17 protein-coding genes and 1 tRNA gene are annotated in these 19,518 nt (G+C 72.1%); 9 read left to right on the top strand and 9 right to left on the bottom strand.

The genetic code is table 11. The annotated features are described in order from the left end of the window. Positions 1-337: 337 nt before the first annotated feature. The 8 genes from BKE38_RS03275 (at position 338) to BKE38_RS03240 (ending at position 11,316) form a co-directional block, all read left to right on the top strand. Positions 338-1,006 (top strand): sigma-70 family RNA polymerase sigma factor, encoded by a 669-nt coding sequence (locus tag BKE38_RS03275; RefSeq protein WP_083747267.1) that lies wholly within the window; start codon positions 338-340, stop codon positions 1,004-1,006. Positions 1,007-1,017: 11 nt separating this feature from the next. Further along, positions 1,018-1,452, top strand: a complete 435-nt coding sequence (locus tag BKE38_RS03270) for a hypothetical protein (protein ID WP_076955940.1) — start codon at positions 1,018-1,020, stop codon at positions 1,450-1,452. Next, positions 1,449-1,913: a periplasmic heavy metal sensor gene (locus BKE38_RS03265; RefSeq protein WP_076955939.1), complete on the top strand. Its 465-nt coding sequence runs from the start codon at positions 1,449-1,451 to the stop codon at positions 1,911-1,913. The genes BKE38_RS03270 and BKE38_RS03265 overlap by 4 nt, the downstream gene beginning before the upstream one ends. A 26-nt stretch (positions 1,914-1,939) precedes the next feature. Next, positions 1,940-3,304 carry an efflux transporter outer membrane subunit gene (locus BKE38_RS03260; RefSeq protein ID WP_242662159.1) on the top strand — a complete coding sequence of 455 codons (1,365 nt, stop codon included), beginning with the start codon at positions 1,940-1,942 and terminating at the stop codon, positions 3,302-3,304. 19 nt (positions 3,305-3,323) lie between these two features. Further along, positions 3,324-4,640, top strand: a complete 1,317-nt coding sequence (locus BKE38_RS03255) for an efflux RND transporter periplasmic adaptor subunit (RefSeq protein WP_076955938.1) — start codon at positions 3,324-3,326, stop codon at positions 4,638-4,640. A gap of 12 nt (positions 4,641-4,652) precedes the next feature. After that, positions 4,653-7,754, top strand: coding sequence for an efflux RND transporter permease subunit (locus BKE38_RS03250; RefSeq protein WP_076955937.1), 3,102 nt, complete (start codon positions 4,653-4,655; stop codon positions 7,752-7,754). Between the two features lie 6 nt (positions 7,755-7,760). Further along, positions 7,761-10,847, top strand: coding sequence for an efflux RND transporter permease subunit (locus tag BKE38_RS03245; protein ID WP_076955936.1), 3,087 nt, complete (start codon positions 7,761-7,763; stop codon positions 10,845-10,847). A 115-nt stretch (positions 10,848-10,962) separates the two neighbouring features. Beyond that, positions 10,963-11,316, top strand: a complete 354-nt coding sequence (locus tag BKE38_RS03240; RefSeq protein WP_076955935.1) for a hypothetical protein — start codon at positions 10,963-10,965, stop codon at positions 11,314-11,316. On the opposite strand, the gene BKE38_RS03235 is transcribed toward BKE38_RS03240, so the two are convergent. The 4 genes from BKE38_RS03235 to BKE38_RS03220 all read right to left on the bottom strand — a co-directional run bounded on the left by BKE38_RS03235 (position 11,317) and on the right by BKE38_RS03220 (position 13,074). Continuing rightward, positions 11,317-11,844 carry a chromate transporter gene (locus BKE38_RS03235; protein WP_076955934.1) on the bottom strand — a complete coding sequence of 176 codons (528 nt, stop codon included), beginning with the start codon at positions 11,842-11,844 and terminating at the stop codon, positions 11,317-11,319. Next, the gene (locus tag BKE38_RS03230; protein WP_083747266.1) at positions 11,841-12,431 is read right to left on the bottom strand and encodes a chromate transporter; all 591 of its coding nucleotides are present in this window, start codon (positions 12,429-12,431) and stop codon (positions 11,841-11,843) included. Before BKE38_RS03230 ends, BKE38_RS03235 begins: the two co-directional genes overlap by 4 nt. A gap of 123 nt (positions 12,432-12,554) precedes the next feature. Continuing rightward, positions 12,555-12,779 (bottom strand): hypothetical protein, encoded by a 225-nt coding sequence (locus tag BKE38_RS03225; protein ID WP_076955932.1) that lies wholly within the window; start codon positions 12,777-12,779, stop codon positions 12,555-12,557. A gap of 67 nt (positions 12,780-12,846) precedes the next feature. Beyond that, positions 12,847-13,074 (bottom strand): hypothetical protein, encoded by a 228-nt coding sequence (locus BKE38_RS03220; RefSeq protein WP_131829480.1) that lies wholly within the window; start codon positions 13,072-13,074, stop codon positions 12,847-12,849. 298 nt (positions 13,075-13,372) lie between these two features. Between BKE38_RS03220 and BKE38_RS03215 the strand changes: the two genes are divergently transcribed. Further along, positions 13,373-13,448 (top strand) — tRNA-Glu (locus tag BKE38_RS03215). 215 nt (positions 13,449-13,663) lie between these two features. On the opposite strand, the gene BKE38_RS03210 is transcribed toward BKE38_RS03215, so the two are convergent. The 5 genes from BKE38_RS03210 to BKE38_RS03190 all read right to left on the bottom strand — a co-directional run bounded on the left by BKE38_RS03210 (position 13,664) and on the right by BKE38_RS03190 (position 19,347). After that, a complete protein-coding gene (locus tag BKE38_RS03210) occupies positions 13,664-13,888 on the bottom strand; it encodes a hypothetical protein (protein WP_076955930.1) in 225 nt (74 codons plus the stop codon). A 102-nt stretch (positions 13,889-13,990) separates the two neighbouring features. Continuing rightward, on the bottom strand, positions 13,991-15,787 hold the full coding sequence (recJ, locus tag BKE38_RS03205; protein WP_083747265.1) for a single-stranded-DNA-specific exonuclease RecJ: 1,797 nt from the start codon (positions 15,785-15,787) through the stop codon (positions 13,991-13,993). After that, positions 15,777-16,757 carry a class II fructose-bisphosphatase gene (gene glpX, locus BKE38_RS03200; protein ID WP_076955929.1) on the bottom strand — a complete coding sequence of 327 codons (981 nt, stop codon included), beginning with the start codon at positions 16,755-16,757 and terminating at the stop codon, positions 15,777-15,779. Before glpX ends, recJ begins: the two co-directional genes overlap by 11 nt. Positions 16,758-16,831: 74 nt before the next feature. Beyond that, on the bottom strand, positions 16,832-18,124 hold the full coding sequence (locus BKE38_RS03195; protein ID WP_076955928.1) for a homoserine dehydrogenase: 1,293 nt from the start codon (positions 18,122-18,124) through the stop codon (positions 16,832-16,834). Then, the gene (locus BKE38_RS03190; protein ID WP_076955927.1) at positions 18,121-19,347 is read right to left on the bottom strand and encodes an LL-diaminopimelate aminotransferase; all 1,227 of its coding nucleotides are present in this window, start codon (positions 19,345-19,347) and stop codon (positions 18,121-18,123) included. The genes BKE38_RS03195 and BKE38_RS03190 overlap by 4 nt, the downstream gene beginning before the upstream one ends. Positions 19,348-19,518: the final 171 nt, after the last annotated feature.

Raw genomic sequence — 19,518 nt, 5'->3', positions numbered from 1 at the left:
ACCCTGGCTCGCCACCCCGAGCGGGGAGTTTCCGCCCGGCGTGCCGCCACCACCTTGCCAGCCGCCGTCCTGCATGCCTTGCATCCTGCCGGCGGGCCGGGCTGCCTGCGCCGGCTCCCGCCCCTCATCCGGGACTCGTCCGGCGCCGGCGCCAGGACGGCGCCGGCCACGGGAGCCCCGGCGAAGCCTCGCCGGCCGGGGCTAAGATTGGCTTAAAGGGACGCGCGGCGCCGCGAGCGGCCATGCTGGCGCCCCATTCATCGGGGAAAAAATTGCACCGAAGGCGGCGTGGGGTGAGCGGGATGCCAGCGTATCAGGGGGGACGAGAACGCCATCGATGCCCCCTTTCCCCCTGCCCGGCCGCGCCGGGCTCCTCCCCCTGGCCTGGACCGGCGTCCTGCGCCTGAACCGCGCCTCGCCCGCGGCAGCGCCGGAGGGACGGCTGGCGCGCGACCATGCGGCGGCGACCGACGAGGCGCTGATCGCCTGGAGCGCCGGCGGCGACCGCCCGGCCTTCAACGCCCTGGCGGCGCGCCACCTGCCGCGGTTGCATGCGCTGGCGCAGCGCATCACCGGCAGCGCCGCCGAGGCCGAGGAGATCGCCCAGGAAGCCCTGCTGCGCGCCTGGCAGCAGGCGGCGCGCTTCGACCCCGGGCGCGCCCGCTTCGGCACCTGGCTGTACCGGATCGCCGCCAACCTGGCGATCGACGCCGCCCGCCGCCGCCCCGCCGCGGCGATGCTCGCCGTCCATGACCTGGCCGACAGCCTGGCCGATCCCGGCCTGACGCCGGAGGACAGCCTGGCGCTGCGCCAGCAGGACGCCGCGCTGCAGGCCGCGCTGGCCGCGCTGCCGGAGCGGCAGCGGGCGGCGCTGGCGCTGGCGCATGACCAGGGGCTGAGCGGCGCCGAGGCGGCTGCCATCCTCGACACCTCCGAGCGCGCGGTGGAAGGGCTGCTGCACCGCGCCCGCCGCTTCCTGGCGGCGCGCCTGGCGGCCCTGGGCTGAGGAGGCCCGTGATGCAGCTTTCCTCCCTTCCCGAGTTCCTGGCGCGGCATGGCCCGCTGCCGGCCCGCTGGCCGGTCGAGCATCGCGCCGGGGCGCTGGCGCTGCTGGCCCGCGACCCCGCCGCCCGCGCGCTGCAGCTGCAGGCGGCGCTGGCCGCCAGCCTGCCGCCGGCCAGCCCCGAGGCGCTGGCCCGGATGCGCGCCGGCGTCGCCGACCGGATCGCCAGGATGCCGCTGCCGGCGCGGCAGTCCTGGCCGGCGCGCTGGCTGCGCCCGCTGCTGCCGGCCGGCTTCGGCGCCGCCGCGGCGCTGCTGGCCTGCGCGCTGTGGCTGCAGTTTCCGGCGGCCAACCCTTGGGGCACCGATCCCTGGAGCGCCGCCGCCGATCAGAGCGAATTGCTGGCGCCCCGCCTGGTGGTGGCGCTGGCGCTCGGGGATTCCGAATGAGACGCTTCTCCCGCGCCACCTGGCTGACCACGGCGCTGGGCGCCTCGGTCGCGCTGAACCTGGTGCTCGGCGGCCTGCTGGTCTTCGCGCCGAAGCCGCAGGGGCGCCGCCCGGACCTGGCCACCGTGCACCGCCAGATGGAGGCGCTGGTGCCCGAGGCCGACCGCGCCCGCTTCACCGCCATCCTCGATGCCGGGCGCCCGGCCGTGCTGGCCCAGCTCGAGCGGCAGCGCGCGGCCCGCGCCGCCGCCGAGGAGGCGCTGGGCCAGGCGCCCTTCGACCCCGCCACGCTGCGCGCCGCCATGGCGAAGGCGCGCGGCGAGTACCAGCAGTTCAGCATCGCGCTGGAGGACAATCTGATCGACGCCGTCTCCACCCTTTCGCCGGAGGGGCGCCAGCGCCTGGCCGAGGATTCCCGCCGCCGCCGCGAGGCCGCCCGCCGCGCCCGGGGCGACAACTGAGCATGCGCCAGACGATGCCGCGCCACGTGCCTGCCCCTTTGGCCCGCGCGTTGTTCCTCGTCGTGCCGCTGGCGCTCGCCGCCTGCGCCACCGCCTCCAACGCGCCCGCCCCGGGGGTGCCGATCGCCGAGCGGTTCCGCCATGCCGGCCAGACCCCGCCGCAATGGCCCGACCCGCTGTGGTGGCAGGGCTTCGGCAGCCGCGAGCTCGACCGGCTGATGACAGCGGCGACCAATGGCAACCTGGACCTGGCCGCCGCCCAGGCGCGCATCCGCCAGGCCGATGCCTCGCTGCGCATCGCCGGTGCCAGCCTGCTGCCGGAGATCTCCGCCGGCGGCAGCGGTGGCCGCTCGGCCGGCAACGGGCGGACGCGCAACAGCTACGGCGCCTCGCTCTCGGCCAGCTACGAGGTCGACCTCTGGGGCGGCAATGCCGCCAGCCGCCGCGCCGCCGAGCGCACGCTGGAGGCCTATCGCTTCGACGCCGCCGCCACCGGCATCTCCGCCCTCGCCTCGCTGGCCAACACCTATTTCGCGCTGCTGGCCGACCGCGAGCAGCTGCGGGTGCAGACCGAGAACCTGGAAGCGGCCCGGCGCATCCTGACCGTCATCCGGCAGCAGGTCGCCGCCGGCACGGCGACCGGCCTCGACCTGGCGCAGCAGGAAACCGTGGTCGCCCAGCAGGAGGCGGCGCTGCCCGCGCTGCGCCAGGCCATCGACCAGGGCGTCACCGCCATCGCGCTGCTGATCGGCCAGCCGCCCCAGGCGGTCTCCGTCGCCGGCGACGGGCTGGCCGGCCTGTCGATCCCGACCGCCAGCCCCGGCCAGCCGGCCGAGCTGCTGGCGCGCCGCCCCGATGTGCGCGCGGCCGAGGCCAATCTGGCCGCGGCCCAGGCCGATATCGACGTGGCCCGCACGGCGCTGCTGCCCAGCCTGACGCTCTCGGCCGAGGCCGGCATCTCGGGCGCCGTGCTGGGCACGCTGCTGCGGCCGGAGCAGCAGGTCTGGTCGCTGCTGGCCAGCGTCACCCAGTCGGTCTTCGACGGCGGCCGCCGCCGTGGCCAAGTGCAGCTCAGCGAGGCCCAGGCGGAGGAGCTGCTGGTCAGCTACCGCGCCGCCATCCTGACCGCGCTCGGCGATGTCGAGGACGCGCTGGTCGCGCTGCGCGAGACGACGCAGCAGGAACGTCTGCGCGGCGAGGCGGCCAGCCGGGCGGCGCGGGCCGCCGAGATCGCCGAGGCGCAGCTGCGCCTGGGCACCATCAACCTGATCACCCTGCTGAACACGCAGCAGACGCTGTTCTCGGCGCGCAACGCCCTGGTGGAGGCGCGGCTGGCACGGCTGCAGGCCGCCACCGGCCTGTTCCGCGCCCTGGGCGGCGGCTGGCGCTGATACCGGATCGCTGCCGACCATGGCCCTTCCCCGCACGCTCCTCGTCCTCACCGGCCTCGCGATCCTGGGCGGTGGCGGCTACTACTATTGGAAGACCCGCATGCAGCCGGCGGCCGAAGGCCAGGCCGCGGCGCCCACGGGCCCCGGCGCCGGGCGGCGTGGTTCCGGCGGCCCGGGCGGCGCCGGCGGCATGGCGGTGCCGGTGACGCTGGGGGCGGCATCGCGCAAAGATCTGGTGCTGACGCTGGACGCGCTGGGCACCGTCCAGGCGATGAACACCGTCACCGTGCGGTCGAAAGTCTCCGGCCAGCTGATGGACATCCTGTTCCAGGAGGGCCAGGAGGTCGAGAAGGGCGCGGTGTTGGCGCGCATCGACGACCGCACCTATGCCGCCGCCCTGGCCCAGGCGGTGGCGCAGAAGGCCTATAACGCGGCGCAGCTGTCGAATGCCCGCCTCGACCTGCAGCGCTATGAGGGGCTGCTGCGCGCCAATGGCGTGACGCGGCAGCAGGTCGACACCCAGCGCGCCCAGGTCGCCATGTACGAGGCCCAGGTGCAGCAGGACCAGGCGGCCATCGACAATGCCCGCGCCCAGCTGGACGACACGGTGATCCGCGCGCCCTTCGCCGGCCGCGTCGGCATCCGCGCGGTCGATATCGGCAATCTGGTGGCCAGTGGCGACACCAACGGCATCGTGACGCTGGCGCAGTTCGCGCCGATCGCGGTGAACTTCACCCTGCCGCAGCAGGAGCTGCCGCGGCTGCTCGCCGCCATGCAGGCCGGGCCGGTGCCGGTGGAGACGGTGCCCACCCCCTCCAGCGCGCCCGGCGGCCCCGGCCAGGCGGCCGAGCGCGGCACGGTGCTGACCGTCGGCAACCTGGTCGATGCCACCACCGGCAGCATCGCGGTCAAGGCCAGCTTCCCGAATGAGCGGCGGCAGCTCTGGCCCGGCGCCTTCGTCACCCTGCGGCTGCCGGTGCAGACCATCCGCGACGCGCTGGTGGTGCCGCTGGTCGCCATCCAGCAGGGCCCCGCCGGCAGCTTTGTCTTCGTGGCCAAGGACGATTCGACGATCGAGCAGCGCAACGTGACGCTGGGCGCCACCACCCGCAGCGAGGCGGCGATCCAGACCGGGCTGCAGGCGGGCGAGCGCGTCGTCACCTCCGGCGCGCAGCGGCTGAACAATGGCAGCCGCATCGCGGAAGTCCGTCCGGGCGGTGCTGCCGCCGGCGGCGTCGCCGCCCCGGGCGAGGGCGCCCAGCCCGGCGCCGGCAATCCGCAGAACCCGCCGCCTGCCAGCGGCGAGCGCCCCGCTCGGCGCCGCGAAAACCGCTGAGGAGATGGCGTCGTGAACCTCTCCGCCCCCTTCATCGCGCGGCCGGTGGCGACCACGCTGCTGGCGGTCGCCATGCTGCTCTGGGGCGCCTTCGGCTATCTGCGCCTGCCGGTCTCCGCCCTGCCCCAGGTCGATTTCCCGACCATCGAGGTGGTGACGCAGCTGCCCGGCGCCTCGCCGGAGACGGTGGCCGTGCTGGTCACCGCCTCGCTGGAGCGGCAATTCGCCCAGATTTCGGGCCTGACCACGATGAGCTCGGTCAGCGGGCCCGGCGTGTCGCGCGTCACGCTGCAGTTCGACCTGGAAAAAAGCCTCGACGCGGCCTCGCAGGATGTGCAGGCGGCCCTCGACGCGGCGCGCGGCACGCTGCCCAGCACCCTGCCCTATCCGCCGGTCTATTCGAAGGTGAACCCGGCGGATCCCGCCATCATCACCTTCGCGCTCACCTCGACCAGCCTGCCGATCACGCGGCTCAGCGACGTCGCCGACACGCTGCTGGCGCAGCGCCTGGCCCAGGCCAGCGGCGTCGGACGCGTCACCGTGCAGGGCAACATGCGCCCGGCCGTGCGGCTGAAGCTGGATGCGGCACGGCTGGCAGCCTATGGCATCGGGCTGGAGACGGTGCGCGCCGCCATCGTCGCCGCCAACCAGAATTCGCCGAAAGGTTCGCTGGACGGGCCGCTGCAGGCCTCGACCATCGAGGCCAACGACCAGATCACCGCGCCGGCCGCCTTCGGCGACATCATCCTGGCCTGGCGCAACGGCTCGCCGGTCCGGCTGCGCGATGTCGGCGAGGCGACCGACGGGCTGGAGAACAACCGCAACGGCGCCTGGTTCAACGGCCGCCCCGCCGTGCTGATCGACGTGCAGCGCCAGCCCGGCGCCAATATTGTCGAGACGGTGGAGCGCATCCAGGCGCTGCTGCCGCAGCTGCAGGCCGGGCTGCCGCCGGGCGCCGAGCTCGCGGTGGTCAGCGACCGCACCGAGACCATCCGCGCCAGCGTGCACGAGGTGCAATTCACCCTGGTGCTGTCGGTCGCCCTCGTCGTCGCGGTGATCTACCTGTTCCTGGGCAGCGGGCGGGCGACGCTGGTGCCCGCGGTGTCGCTGCCGCTGTCGATCATCGGCACCTTCGGCGTCATGTCGCTGATGGGCTATTCGCTCGACAACCTGTCGCTGATGGCGCTGGTCGTCGCCACCGGCTTCGTGGTCGACGACGCCATCGTCATGATCGAGAACATCGTCCGGCTGATGGAGGAAGGGAAGAAGCCGCTCGAGGCCGCCTTCGAGGGCGCCAAGCAGATCGCCTTCACCATCGTCTCGCTCAGCCTGTCGCTGATCGCCGTCTTCATCCCGCTGCTGTTCATGGAGGGCGTGGTCGGCCGGCTGTTCCGCGAATTCGCCGAGACGCTGACGGCGGCCGTCATCGTCTCGCTGGTGGTCTCGCTGACGCTGACGCCGATGATGTGCGCGCTGCTGCTGCGCCCGCATGGCGGAAGCCGCCCCAACGCCGCCATCCGCTGGACCGAGGCCGGCTTCGAGCGGATGCGCCAGGCCTATGGCCGCTCGCTGCGCTGGTCGCTGAACCACCAGGCGCTGACCCTGGCCATCGCCACCCTCTCGGTCGCCGCCACCGCCTGGCTCTATGTCGTCATGCCGAAGGGCTTCCTGCCCGTGCAGGACACAGGGCTGATCCGCATCACGGCGGAGGCGCCGCAGGATGCCTCCTTCGCCCGGGTCTCGCGCCTGCTGGGCGAGGCGGCGACGGTGCTGCGCCAGGACCCGGCGGTCGCCTCGGTCACCGCGGTGGCCGGCGCCGGCGCGGTCAACACCACGCAGAACACCGGCCGCATCATGGCGGTGCTGAATCCGCGCGGCGAGCGCGACGACGCGCAGGCGGTGATCGACCGGTTGCAGCCGAAGCTGGACGGCATCCCCGGCCTGGCCACCTGGCCGCAGGCGGTGCAGGACATCCAGATCAGCGCCCGGGTCGCCACCACCCAGTACCAGTACACGCTGTTCGACGCCGATGCCGCGACGCTGTCCGCCTGGGCGCCGCGCATGCTGCAGGCGATGCAGGCCATGCCCGGCCTGCGCGACATCGCCAGCGACCAGCGCGAGGACGGGCTGCAGCTGCAGGTCACCGTCGACCGCGACGCGGCGGCGCGGCTCGGCGTGACGCTGCAGGCCATCGACAACGCCCTCTACAACGCCTTCGGCCAGCGGCAGATCTCGACCATCTATGGCCAGAGCAACCAGTACCGCGTGGTGCTGGAGCTGGCCGGCGCCACCGCCCCGGACCCGGCGCTGCTCGCCAATCTGCGGGTCACCGGGCGCGACAGCATCGAGGTGCCGCTCGGCGCCGTCGCCAGCGTCAGCCGCGGCCGCGGCCCGCTGCTGGTGACGCGCGAGAACCAGTTCCCGGCGGTGACCTTCAGCTTCAACCTGGCCCCCGATCTGTCGCTGGGCGAGGCGGTCACGGCGATCCGCGCCGCCGAGCAGCAGATCGGCCTGCCCGAGACCATCACCGGCCGCTTCGCCGGCGACGCCGCCGAGTTCAACAGCGCGCTGGCCGGCCAGCCCTGGCTGATCCTGGCCGCCGTGGTGGTGATCTACATCGTGCTCGGCGTTCTGTACGAAAGCCTGTTCCACCCGATCACCATTCTGTCCACTTTGCCCTCGGCCGGCATCGGCGCGCTGCTGGCGCTGCGGATCTGGGGGCTGGACCTGTCGGTGGTGGGCCTGATCGGCATCATCCTGCTGATGGGCATCGTCAAGAAGAACGCCATCATGATGATCGACTTCGCCCTCGAGGCGCAGCGCGACCATGGGCGGCCAGCCTATGACGCCATCGTCGAGGCCAGCCTGATGCGCTTCCGGCCGATCATGATGACCACCGCCGCTGCCCTGCTCGGCGCCCTGCCGCTGGTGCTGCAATCGGGCACGGGGTCGGAGCTGCGCCTGCCGCTCGGCGTCTCCATCGTCGGCGGGCTGCTGCTGAGCCAGCTGGTGACGCTCTACACCACGCCCGCCATCTACCTGGCACTGGAAAAGATCCGGGAGGCGATCGCCCGGCGCTGGCAGGCGCATCCCCAGCCGGACGCGGCGGAGTAGACCAGGGTGTTCAACATCTCCGCCCCCTTCGTGCGGCGGCCGATCGCGACGCTGCTGCTGTCGCTCGGCCTGCTGTTGGCCGGGCTGATGGCACTGAAGGAGCTGCCGGTCTCCGCCATGCCGCGGGTCGACCTGCCCACGCTCTTCGTCAGCGTCAGCCAGCCCGGCGCCAATCCGGAGACCATGGCGGCCACCGTCATCGCGCCGCTGGAGCGCCATATCGGCGGCATCCAGGGCATCACCGAGATGACCTCCTCGGCCTCGACCGGCAGCGGCAACATCATCATCCAGTTCGACCTGTCGCGCACCCAGGCCAGCGCCGCCCGCGACGTGCAGGCGGCGGTGAACGCGGCCCGCGAGGACCTGCCGTCGGGCCTGCCCAACCCGCCCTCGGTGCGCAAGGTCAACCCGGCCGACGCGCCGGTGCTGATCCTGGCGATGACCTCGGACACGCTGACGCGGGCCGCGCTGTATGATGCCGCCGACAGCATCGTGGCGCAGCGCATGTCGCAGATCCCAGGCGTCGCCCAGGTGCAGGTGGCCGGCGCCGCCAAGCCCGCCGTGCGCATCGCCGTCGACCCGAACGCCGCCGCCGCCGCCGGCCTGGCGCTGGACGACATCCGCAGCGCCATCCAGGCAGCCAATGTCACCCAGCCGGTCGGGCTGATCGATGGCGACGAGCAGGCCGCCAGCATCCGGGTCAACGACCGCCTGAGCCGCGCGCCGCAATACGAGACGCTGTCGGTGCAGGCGCAGGACGGCGCGCTGCTGCGGCTGTCGCGCGTCGCGCGCGTCACCGAGGGGGCCGCCAGCAGCCGGCAGATCGCCTGGTTCAACCAGCGCCCGGCGATCCTGATGATGGTCTTCAAGCAGGCCGACGCCAATGTGCTGGACGTCGTCGCCGGCGTGCAGGAGATGCTGCCCCGCCTGCAATCCTGGGTGCCCGGCGGCACGCGGATCGAGGTGATGAGCGACCGGTCGGGGACCATCCATGCCAGCGTCGAGGAGGTCGAGCTCACCCTGCTGATCACCATCGCGCTGGTCGTCGCGGTGGTCGCCGTCTTCCTGCGCCGCCTCGGGCCGGTTCTGGCGGCCAGCGTGACGGTGCCGCTGTCGCTCTTCGGCACGCTCTTCGTCATCTGGCAGATGGGTTATTCGCTCAACAATTTTTCTCTCATGGCGCTGACCATCTCGGTCGGCTTCGTCGTCGACGACGCCATCGTCATGCTGGAGAACATGGCGCGGATGCGCGCCCGCGGGCTGCCGCCGATGCAGGCGGCGCTGGAAGGGGCGCGGCAGATCGGCTTCACCATCGTCTCGATCACCGTCTCGCTGATCGCGGTCTTCGTGCCGCTGCTGGCCATGGGCGGCATCGTCGGGCGGCTGTTCCGGGAGTTCTCGGCCACACTTGCGATCGCGGTCGCCATCTCCGCGGTGCTGTCGCTGACGCTGACGCCGATGCTGGCCGCCCGCCTCGACCGCGGCGAGAAGGAACGCCCGCCCGGATGGTTCGGCCGCAATTTCGAGCGTGGCATGGACGCCGTGATCGCCGGCTACATGCGCAGCCTTCGCGTCGTGCTGCATTGGCGCAAGACCATGCTGCTGTTCTGCCTGGGCCTCGTGGGGCTGACCGTCTGGCTCTACATGGTGGTGCCCAAGGGCTTCTTCCCCGAGCAGGATACCGGGCTGCTGGCGGGCAGCGTCCGCGCCGCCCCCGACACCTCCTTCGCCAGGATGAGCGACCTGATGGAGCAGGTGACGGCGGTGCTGCTGCGCGACCCGGCGATCGCCAGCATCGGCAGCCAGATCGGCGGCGGCTTCGGCGGTGCGGGGAGCAATTCGGGCCAGTTCTACATCACGCTGAAGCCGGTCGAGGAGCGCGGCGTCTCCGCCACCCAGGTGATCGACCGGCTGCGCGCGCCGCTGTCACGCATCCCCGGCGCCTCGGCCTTCCTGCGCTCGCAGCAGGACCTTTTCATCGGTGGCCGGCCGGGGGACTCGCAATACTCTTTCGTGCTGTTGGGCAGCGACCTGGATGCGCTGCGCGACGCCTCGAACCAGATGGTCGAGGCGCTGCGCACCACGCCAGGCTTCTTCGACGTCTCCTCCGACCAGGAGCGCGGCGGGCTGGTCAACAAGCTGATCATCGACCGCGACGCGGCGGCGCGGCTCGGCGTGTCGATGACGGCACTGGGGGCGGCGCTGAACAACGCCTTCTCGCAGCGCCAGGTCTCGACCATCTACGCCACCCGCAACCAGTACAACGTGGTGCTGGAGATCGACCCGGCGATGACCCAGGATGCGACGCAGCTGGCACGCATCTTCGTCCCCGGCCGCGACGGGGCGCAGGTGCCGCTGACCGCCGTCGCGCGCCTGACCCGCGACATGGCGCCGCTGCGCGTCACCCATCGCAGCCAGTTCCCGGCGGCCTCGATCAGCTTCAACCTGCCGGGCAATGTCTCGCTGGGTGAGGCGCAGGCACGGCTGCGCGAGGTGGAGGCGACGCTCGACCTGCCGGCCGGCATCCGCACCGAATACGGCGGCAACGCGGCCGCCTTCCAGGCCTTCTCGCGCGACCAGCCGCTGCTGATCCTGGCGGCGATCCTGTCGATCTACATCGTCCTCGGCGTGCTCTATGAGAGCTACATCCATCCGCTGACCATCCTGTCGACCCTGCCGACGGCCGGCATCGGCGCGCTGCTGGCGCTGCTGGCGACGGGGACGCCCTTCACGGTCATCGCGCTGATCGGCGTCATCCTGCTGATGGGCATCGTCAAGAAGAACGCCATCATGATGGTGGACTTCGCCCTCGAACATGCGCGGGAAGAGGGCGCCGATGCCGAGGCCTCGATCCTGGCCGCCTGCCGCGACCGCTTCCGGCCGATCCTGATGACGACGCTGGCGGCGCTGTTCGGCGCGGTGCCGCTGGCCTTCGGCACGGGCACCGGGGCCGAGATGCGCCAGCCGCTGGGCATCGCCATCATCGGCGGCATGCTCGTCTCGCAGCTGCTGACGCTCTACACCACGCCGGTCATCTACCTGGCGCTGGAGCGGCTGCGGCAAGGCCGGCAGCGGCGGCGCGCGGTGGCCTGAGGCGCCGCGCCTCCGCGCCAGGCGGATTTTTCTTGTTCCTGGTCTGTTCCGTTCTTATCTTCGGCAAGCAGGCGGCTTCACCCCTCCCCCCGGAGGCCGCCGACGGAGCCAGGCCATGTCCAACCGCCTCGCTTATGCCGATACCGCATTGCCCTTCTTCGGCCCGACGGCCGACCGGATGCTGGACAGTCCCCTCTCCTACTGGAAGGGCTGGGAGCTGCGCACCCGCTGCGGCCATCCGGGCTGCCCGCGGGAAAAGCTGCTCTGCGTGGAAGACGTGCTGCAAGCCCGCGGCGAGATGACGGTGCGCGACCTGGCCGGCCGGCTGCGCTGCCGGCACTGCCAGCGGCCGGCCAGCAAGCTGGCCTTCGAGCAGGACAAGCCCGGCGGGCGCGTCAGCTACCCGGTGCGCCGCCCGACCCCGATGCAGCGCCAGCCGCGCGGGCGCCCGGCACCGCGCCGCGACTGATCAGAGCGCGCCGAGCCCGGCCAGCCCCGCCAGCGCGCCGCCCGCCAGCAGCCAGAGCGGATGCAGCCTGGTCATCAGGCTGGCGGCGGCGACCACGCCGGTGATCAGGAACAGGCCCCAGCTGTGGTCGGTGGCCAGGGTGATCAGGATGGCGGAGGCGGCGACCAGGCCGACGGTCATCGGCACCAGCCCGCTCTGCACCACGCGGCGCCAGGGCCGGTCCTTGAAGCGCCGCCACAGCCCCAGCACCACGCCGGTCAGCAGCGAGGACGGGCCGAACTTGGCCAGCGACGAGACCAGCAGCCCGGGCCATCCCGCCACATGCCAGCCAACCAGTGGCACCACCATCATGTTCGGCCCCGGCGCCGCCTGGGCGAGCGCGAAGAGCGCCGAAAACTCCTGCGCCGACATCCAGCCATGCACCTGGACGACCTGGCGCTGCATCTCCGGCAGGATGGTGTTGCCGCCGCCAAAGGCCAGCAGCGAGAGCTGGGTGAAGATGACCGCGAGCGCGACGAGGGTGTTCACCGGCGCGCCGCCCCCGCCGGGAAACGCCAGCTGAGGACAATGCTCAACGGCGCCAGCACCAGCATGCTGGGCAGCAGCGGCAGCCGGACCCAGGCGATGGCGACGACGCTGAGCGCCACCACCAGCAGCGCCGGAATATTGCTGCGCAGCGGCATCAGCATCTTCACCGCCGTCGCCACCAGCAGCCCCGCCGCCGCCGCCGCCAGGCCCGAAAAGAAATGCTGCAGCATCGGGTCGTCGCTGTAGCGGTCATAGACCACGCCCAGCCCGACCACGACCGCGGTCGGCCCGGCGATCAGCCCGAACAGCGCCGCCGTCGCCCCTGGGATGCCACGAAAATCCAGCCCGACGGCGACCGAGAGATTGATGACGTTGCCGCCCGGCAGGAATTGGCAAAGGCCGAGCAGCTCGGTGAACTGGTCTCCGGTCAACCAGCGCCGGCGCTCGACCAGCATGCTGCGCGCCATCGGCAGCACGCCGCCGAAGCCGATCAGACCGAGCCCGAGGAAGCCGATGAACAACTGCCAGCAGTCGGGGGGCGGCGCGGTCTCGGGCGCTTGCTCCGACGCTTCCTGTGCTGAGCGCATGCCCTGGCGATCTCCCCCGGGCCCGGGCGCGAGCGCCGCCCGCGGGCCCCACCGATTGGATTCCGGTCGCGCAGGATAGGCGCGGCGGCGCATCTGGCAATCGGGGGTGGCGGGGGTCAGCCCCTACTCCGCGTCGCCCTCGCCGGACGGCAGGTGCAGGACCGGAATTTCCCGGGCAATCAGCTGCATCAGCTGGCGCGCTTCCGGCGGGAAGCCGGCAATGGCGGCGTCGAAGACCTCGGCGGCGCGGTCGGCGGGGATGATGCCGTCGCGGATCAGCGCCTCGATACCGGCGACAGCTTCGGCCAGGGCAGCCCGCAACTCGGCCTCGCTGGGGGGCCTGTCCATGTCGTGTTCCGCATCCCGCTGCCGGTCATCCTGGGCGGGAAAGCCGATGATCGCAATGCCGCGGTGGTCAGCGTGCGGCGGCGCCGCCCGAGGTGGCCAGCGTCTCATCGAGATGCCCCGCCAGCTGCTGACCGCGCGCCGTTTCCTGGCCGCCGCGCGACAAGCGCTGCAGCCCGTCGCTGTTCAGCCCGTCCAGCTTCATGAGCTCGCTGGCCTGCTGCAGCAGGGTATTCTGGGCCAGGACAGTGCCGGCGAGCAGCGATGCGCTGCACAGGCCGGCCGCCACCAGGAGCATGGGCAGAAAGTTCCGCATCTGCGACCTCTTTGTCACATTCGCCGCGTGAGCCGATGGCACCAGAACGTTGGTTTCCTAGCACAGGTTGCCGGCAGGGTCGCGAAAAAAGGCAGCATTGTGGCTCGACCTTGGGCAGGCAGGCCTGGCTCGCTGCCGCCTTCCGCCGGTCAGACATTTCTGTGTTTTCTGCGCGGCTGCGGGCTCGACAGGGCTGGACGCCGCCGCCCCGCCGGGTTAGTAAGCGCCCCGCCCCGCCGGGCAGCCTTCGGGCCTCCTGGCCGCGGCGCAGAATGGCCTTGTCCCCATCGTCTAGAGGCCTAGGACACCAGCCTTTCACGTTGGTAACACGGGTTCGAATCCCGTTGGGGATGCCATCTTTTCCAGACCAGCGCCTGCCGGCAAGCCGCTCGGCCTCGCCGGCCGCGGCCACCGACTCTTGCCGTCGGCGCGGATCACCGGCCCTTTCCCCTGCGGCATGACGTTGCATTGGATCCTCCTGCGCTGCCGTGGATCCTAGGCGGCCGGATGCCGGCGTGTCCCGGCGAGGAATCCCGAAGACCATGCAGCCCGTCTCGGGATGTCCGGCAGATCAGCGCCGGAAGACCGCCAGCCTGCGCATCCGCTCCGCAGGGGTCTGACACCGCTGGCGGCGCTCCATCGCGGCCAGCAGCGCGTCCTTCTTGGCGGAAAAACGCTGCATCGCGGCGCTGCTGTCGTGCCGGGTGCTGAGCGCCATCTTGGAGGCGGCATCGTCGCTCGTCAGCCGGGGCAGCTCGGCATCCCATTGCTGCGTGCCGTCGAGGGCCTCCTGCACCGTGGGCGGCGCGTCGAGGCAGATTCCCGCTTCGGTAAGCTCCCGCTTTCATGACGGTGCCCGGCCGGACCGCGCAGGGCCGCGGGCCAGCCGGGGCAGCGGCTAGGCCGGCGCGCCGTCCTGCACATGCAGGCTGGCGCTGGTGCTGCCATTCCAGGTCTCGGCGCGCAGCGCGCCGGCCAGGTGCACCGGGCTGCCGCGGCTGTTCAGCATCAGCTCGGCCAGCGGGCCTTCCTTGGCGCGGAAGGAGACCGCCTTCAGCCGCCCGCCCCCCTCGCCTTCCAGGAAGGCGCGGATGGTGTTGCCTTCCTTGCCCACCCGGTCGGCCCGGGCGATGCGGACGCGCGGGAAGACGAAGACGGGCTCCTCGTTGCCCGCGCCGAAGGGGCCGAGGCGCGCCACCTGCTGGGCCAGCGCCGCATTGGCCGCCGGCAGCAGCAGCGTGCCGTCGACCACCAGGTCGGCGCTGCCGGGCAGCGCGGCGGCATGGGCCAGGCGCTCGTTCAGGAAGGCATGGAACTCGTCCCGGCGGTCCAGGCTGAAGGAAAAGCCGGCCGCCATGGCGTGCCCGCCGCCGGTCGCCAGCATCCCCGACTGGCGCGCGGCGATGACGGCGGCGCCCAGGTCCACGCCCGCCACCGACCGGCCGGAGCCCTTGGCAACCCCCTCGGACGCCCCCGCCACGCAGGTCGGCCGGTTGAATTTTTCTTTCACCCGCCCGGCGACGATGCCGACGACGCCGGGATGCCAGCCCTCGCCGACGATCAGCAGCGCCGGGTGGCCGGCCTCCGCCTGGGCCTCGGCCTGGGCGAAGGCGGCGGCCAGCACCTCGCTCTCCACCTCCTGGCGGCGGCGGTTCACCAGGTCCAGGCGCTCGGCCATGACGCGGGCTTCGACCGGGTCGTCGCAGGCCAGCAGGCGCAGCCCCAGATCCGGCTCGCCGATGCGGCCCGAGGCATTGATGCGCGGGCCGAGAAGAAAGCCCAGCGAATAGGCGGAGGGGGCGTCGCGCGCCTGGGCCACCTCCAGCAGGGCGGCGATGCCAGGGCGTTCGCCGCGGGCCATCACCTTGAGCCCCTGGGTGACGAAGGCGCGGTTGAGGCCCACCAGCGGCATGACGTCGCAGACCGTCGCCAGCGCCACCAGGTCGAGGAAGCCCAGCAGGTCCGGCGGCGAGCGGCCCTCGAAGAAGCCGCTGCGGCGCAGCTCGCGCAGCGTCGCGACGGCCGCCATGAAGCTGACCGCCGCGGCGCAGAGATGCCGCAGGCCGGAGCCGCAGTCGAGCCGGTTCGGATTGACCGCCGCGGCCACCACCGGCACCGGACCCTCGGCCTTGTGGTGGTCCAGCACCACGACATCGGCGCGGCCCTCGGCGGCGGCGAGCGCGGTGTGCGCCGCGATGCCGCAATCGACGCAGACCAGCAGGGTCGCGCCCTCGGCGCAGAGGGCGGCGACGGCGGTCGGGTTGGGACCGTAGCCTTCCTTCAGCCGGTCGGGGACATAGGCGCGCACCGGGCAGCCGAGCTCGCGCAGGAAGCGCGTCATCAGCGCGCCGGCGCAGGCGCCATCGACGTCGTAATCGCCGAAGACTGCCACCGGCTCGCCGTCGCGCACCGCCTTCGCCAGGCGGGCGGCGGCGCGGTCCATGTCCATCAGCACCGAAGGGTCGGGCATCAGGGCGCGCAGCGTCGGTTCCAGGAACAGGGCGGCCTGGTCGGCGCTGACGCCGCGGGCGGCCAGCAGCTGGCCCAGCAGCTCGGGCAGGTCCAGGCGCTGGGCGATGGCCATGCCGATGCGGGCATCGCCTTCGCGCCAGACCCAGCGCCGGCCGAGGGCGGAGCGGGCGACGCCGAGCACCGCCCCCTCCGCCAGGTCGTTCAGGGGCAGATCAATCGACAAAGGCGCGCGGCTTCAGGGAGAAGTTGTGGTGCGCCTCGATGTAGCGGACCGTGCCGGTCTTGCTGCGCATGATGATCGAATGCGTGTAGGCCGCCGCCGAGGTGCGGCGGACGCCACGCAGCATCGGGCCGGAGGTGACGCCGGTCGCCGCGAACATCACGTCGCCCTTCGCCATGTCCTCGGCGGTCAGCTTGCGGTGCGGATCGGTCAGGCCCATCTCGCGGGCGCGGGCGATCTGGCTGTCATCCTCATACAGCAGGCGGCCCTGCATCTGGCCGCCGATGCAGCGCAGCGCGGCCGCCGACAGAACGCCCTCCGGCGCGCCGCCCGAGCCCAGATACAGGTCGACGCCGGCTTCCGGCTGGCTGACCGCGATGACGCCGGCGACGTCGCCGTCCGGGATCAGCATGATGCGGGCGCCGGCGGCGCGGCAGGCCTTGATGATGTCCTTGTGCCGGTCGCGGCCGAGGATGCAGACGACGAGATCGTTGATCTCGCTCTTCTTCGCCTTCGCCAGCTCGCGCAGGTTCTCTTCGACGGAGGCGTCGAGGTCGACCACGCCGGCCGGCAGGCCGGGGCCCACCGCGATCTTGTCCATGTAGATGTCGGGCGCGTGCAGGAAGCCGCCATCCTCGGCGACGGCCAGTGTCGCGATCGAGTTCGGGCCGCCGGTGGCGCAGATGTTGGTGCCTTCCAGCGGATCGACGGCGATATCGACCTTGGGGCCGCCGCTGCCGATCTTCTCGCCGATGAACAGCATCGGCGCCTCGTCCATCTCGCCCTCGCCGATGACGACGGTGCCGCTGATGGCCACCGTGTCGAAGGCGCGGCGCATGGCGTCGACGGCGGCGCCGTCGGCGGCGTTCTTGTCGCCGCGGCCGATCCAGCGGCTGGCGGCCAGCGCGGCCGACTCGGTGACGCGCACCAGCTCGAGGGCGAGGTTGCGGTCGACGGGGATGAGGTCGCGCATGGAAGCTCCTGTTTCGGCCCGGCTTGTCGTCAGGAAAGAAGCCGGGGCAGCATCAACTGCCCCGGTAACGCTGGTCAGAGGGTTTCGATGCGGATCAGCGCCGGCGGCTCCAGCACCGCCTCCAGCGCGGTGATGCGGGCCAGCGCCGCGCGCATCGAGGATTCGCGGCAGGCATGGGTGGTCAGCACCACCGGCACCGCCTCGCCCGGCGCGCGGCCGCGCTGGATCATCGATTCCAGGCTGACGCCATGGTCGCGCAGCACGCCGGTGACATCGGCGATGACGCCCGGCCGGTCCAGCACCATCAGCCGCAGGTAGTAGGCGCCGTGATGGCGCTCCATCGGCTCGGCGGCGATGCTGGTCAGCGCCGCGCCGGCGGCGCCCCAGACCGGGGTGGCACGGCCGCGGGCGATGTCGATCAGGTCGGCGGCCACCGCGCTGGCGGTGGGGCCGGCGCCGGCGCCACGGCCCTCCAGCACGACGCGGCCGACGAAATCGCCCTCGGCCACCACCGCGTTGAAGACGCCGTCGACGCGGGCGATCGGATGGCTGGCCGGCACCATGCAGGGATGCACGCGGGTGGCCACGCCGCCTTCGGTGCGCTCGGCGATGCCCAGCAGCTTGATGCGGTAGCCCAGCTGGTCGGCCAGCCGGATGTCGAGGGCCGAGATGGCACGGATGCCCTCGACATGCACGGCCGGGAAATCGACCGGGCGGCCGAAGGCGAGTGCTGCCAGGATCGCCAGCTTGTGCGCGGCATCGATGCCATCGATGTCGAAGGAGGGGTCGGCCTCGGCATAGCCCAGCTTCTGCGCCTCGGCGAGGACGTCGCCGAATTCGCGGCCCTGCTCGCGCATGCAGGTGAGGATGTAGTTGCAGGTGCCGTTCAGGATGCCGGTGACGCGGCGGATGCCATTCGCCGCCAGGCCCTCGCGCAGCGCCTTGATCGCCGGGATGCCGCCGGCCACCGCCGCCTCATAGGCCAGCGTGGCGCCGGAGGCCTCGGCCTGCCCGGCCAGCGCCGTGCCATGCAGCGCCAGCAGCGCCTTGTTGGCGGTGACCACCGGCTTGCCGGCGGCCAGCGCCGCCTCGACCAGGGCGCGGGCCGGCCCCTCGCTGCCGCCGATCAGCTCGACGATGACATCGGCCTGGGCATCGGCGGCCATGGCCACCGGATCCTCGTACCAGCGCAGCCCATCGAGCGAGACGCCGCGGTCGCGGTTGCGGTCACGCGCGGCGACCGCGGTGACCACGATCGGCCGGCCGGCGCGGGCGGCGATCAGCTCGGCATTGTCGCGCAGCAGGGTCAGCAGGCCGGCGCCGACCGTACCCAGGCCGGCGACCGCGACGGAAAGCGGACGGGTCATTCTTTTACCAGTTCAGCGGAGACGGGAGACTCGGCGGGACCGCCGTTGTCGGTGGCCAGGAAGCCGCGGATGCCGCGCAGCGCCTGGCGGATGCGGTGGGTGTTCTCGACCATGGCGATGCGGACATGGGTGTCGCCATGCTCGCCGAAGCCGAGGCCCGGGGCCACGGCCACCTTGGCCTTGTTCAGCAGCAGCTTGCTGAACTCGACCGAGCCGAGGGCGCGGAAGCGCTCGGGGATCTCGGCCCAGACGAACATGCCGGCCTCGGGCACGGGGACGTCCCAGCCGGCCTGCTTCAAACCCTTCACCAGCACGTCGCGGCGCTCGCGGTAGAGGCGGCGCATCTCCTCGATGCAGTCCTGCGGCCCGTTCAGGGCGGCGACCGAGGCCACCTGGATCGGCGTGAAGGCGCCGTAGTCCAGATAGGACTTCACCCGGGTCAGCGCGGCGATCAGCTTGCGGTTGCCGGCGGCGAAGCCCATGCGCCAGCCGGCCATGTTGTAGGTCTTCGACATGGAGGTGAATTCCACCGCCACGTCCTTGGCCCCCGGCACCTCGAGGATCGAGGGCGGCACCTTGTCCCCGTAATACAGTTCCGCATAAGCCAGGTCGGACAGAACAAAAATCTCGTGCTTCTTCGCGAAGGCGACGATCTCGCGGTAGAAGTCGAGCCCTGCCATCAGCCCGGTCGGGTTGGACGGGAAGTTCACGATCAGCGCGGTCGGCTTCGGCACCGAATGCCGCACGGCGCGGTCGAGCGCCTGCAGCATCTCCTCGCCCGGGGCATGCGGGATGGAGCGGACCGAGGCGCCGGCGATGATGAAGCCAAACTGGTGGATCGGGTAGCTCGGGTTCGGCACCAGGATGGTGTCGCCCGGCGAGGTGATGGCGGCCGAGAGATTGGCCAGGCCTTCCTTCGAGCCCAGCGTCGCCACCACCTCGGTTTCGGGGTCGAGCTCGACGTTGAAGCGGCGGGCGTAATAGGCGGCCAGCGCCCGGCGCAGCCCGGGAATGCCCTTCGACGCCGAATAACCGTGGGTGTCGGGGTTCTGCACCGCCTCGATCAGCTTGGCGACGATATGCGGCGGCGTCGGGCTGTCCGGGTTGCCCATGCCCAGGTCGACGATGTCCTCCGCGGCGGCGCGTGCCTTGGCCTTTGCCTGGTTCACCTCGGCGAAGACATAGGGCGGCAGGCGGCGGATGCGGTGGAAGTCCTCGGTCATGACCTGAATGTCCAACAGAAACGGCGAAGAAGAAGCAGCAGGATAGGGCAGATCGGCCGATCGCGGGAGAGGCGGCGCCGGCGCGTCAGAACCGCGGCGGCGGCGGCACGGCGCCGGGATCGGGGGCGGCGGGCGCCGGGCCCAGGCCGCGGGCCGGCGCCCGCCGCCCCA

Source organism: Teichococcus deserti, assembly GCF_001982615.1.
GTDB lineage: Bacteria > Pseudomonadota > Alphaproteobacteria > Acetobacterales > Acetobacteraceae > Pseudoroseomonas > Pseudoroseomonas deserti.
Note: the sequence above shows the minus strand (reverse complement) of the source record. Positions and strands in the feature narration are given on the sequence as shown.

Bases quoted from the DNA above. Each gene is read 5' to 3' on its own strand.
- BKE38_RS03275 (WP_083747267.1), top strand. From the start codon at position 338: ATGCCCCCTTTCCCCCTGCCCGGCCGCGCCGGGCTCCTCCCCCTGGCC.
- BKE38_RS03220 (WP_131829480.1), bottom strand. From the start codon at position 13,074: ATGCTCCTGGTGGCGGCCGGCCTGTGCAGCGCATCGCTGCTCGCCGGC.
- BKE38_RS03190 (WP_076955927.1), bottom strand. From the start codon at position 19,347: ATGACCGAGGACTTCCACCGCATCCGCCGCCTGCCGCCCTATGTCTTC.
- glpX (WP_076955929.1), bottom strand. From the start codon at position 16,757: ATGCGCGACCTCATCCCCGTCGACCGCAACCTCGCCCTCGAGCTGGTG.
- BKE38_RS03225 (WP_076955932.1), bottom strand. From the start codon at position 12,779: ATGGACAGGCCCCCCAGCGAGGCCGAGTTGCGGGCTGCCCTGGCCGAA.
- BKE38_RS03270 (WP_076955940.1), top strand. From the start codon at position 1,018: ATGCAGCTTTCCTCCCTTCCCGAGTTCCTGGCGCGGCATGGCCCGCTG.
- BKE38_RS03230 (WP_083747266.1), bottom strand. From the start codon at position 12,431: ATGCGCTCAGCACAGGAAGCGTCGGAGCAAGCGCCCGAGACCGCGCCG.
- BKE38_RS03255 (WP_076955938.1), top strand. From the start codon at position 3,324: ATGGCCCTTCCCCGCACGCTCCTCGTCCTCACCGGCCTCGCGATCCTG.
- BKE38_RS03240 (WP_076955935.1), top strand. From the start codon at position 10,963: ATGTCCAACCGCCTCGCTTATGCCGATACCGCATTGCCCTTCTTCGGC.
- BKE38_RS03265 (WP_076955939.1), top strand. From the start codon at position 1,449: ATGAGACGCTTCTCCCGCGCCACCTGGCTGACCACGGCGCTGGGCGCC.
- BKE38_RS03195 (WP_076955928.1), bottom strand. From the start codon at position 18,124: ATGACCCGTCCGCTTTCCGTCGCGGTCGCCGGCCTGGGTACGGTCGGC.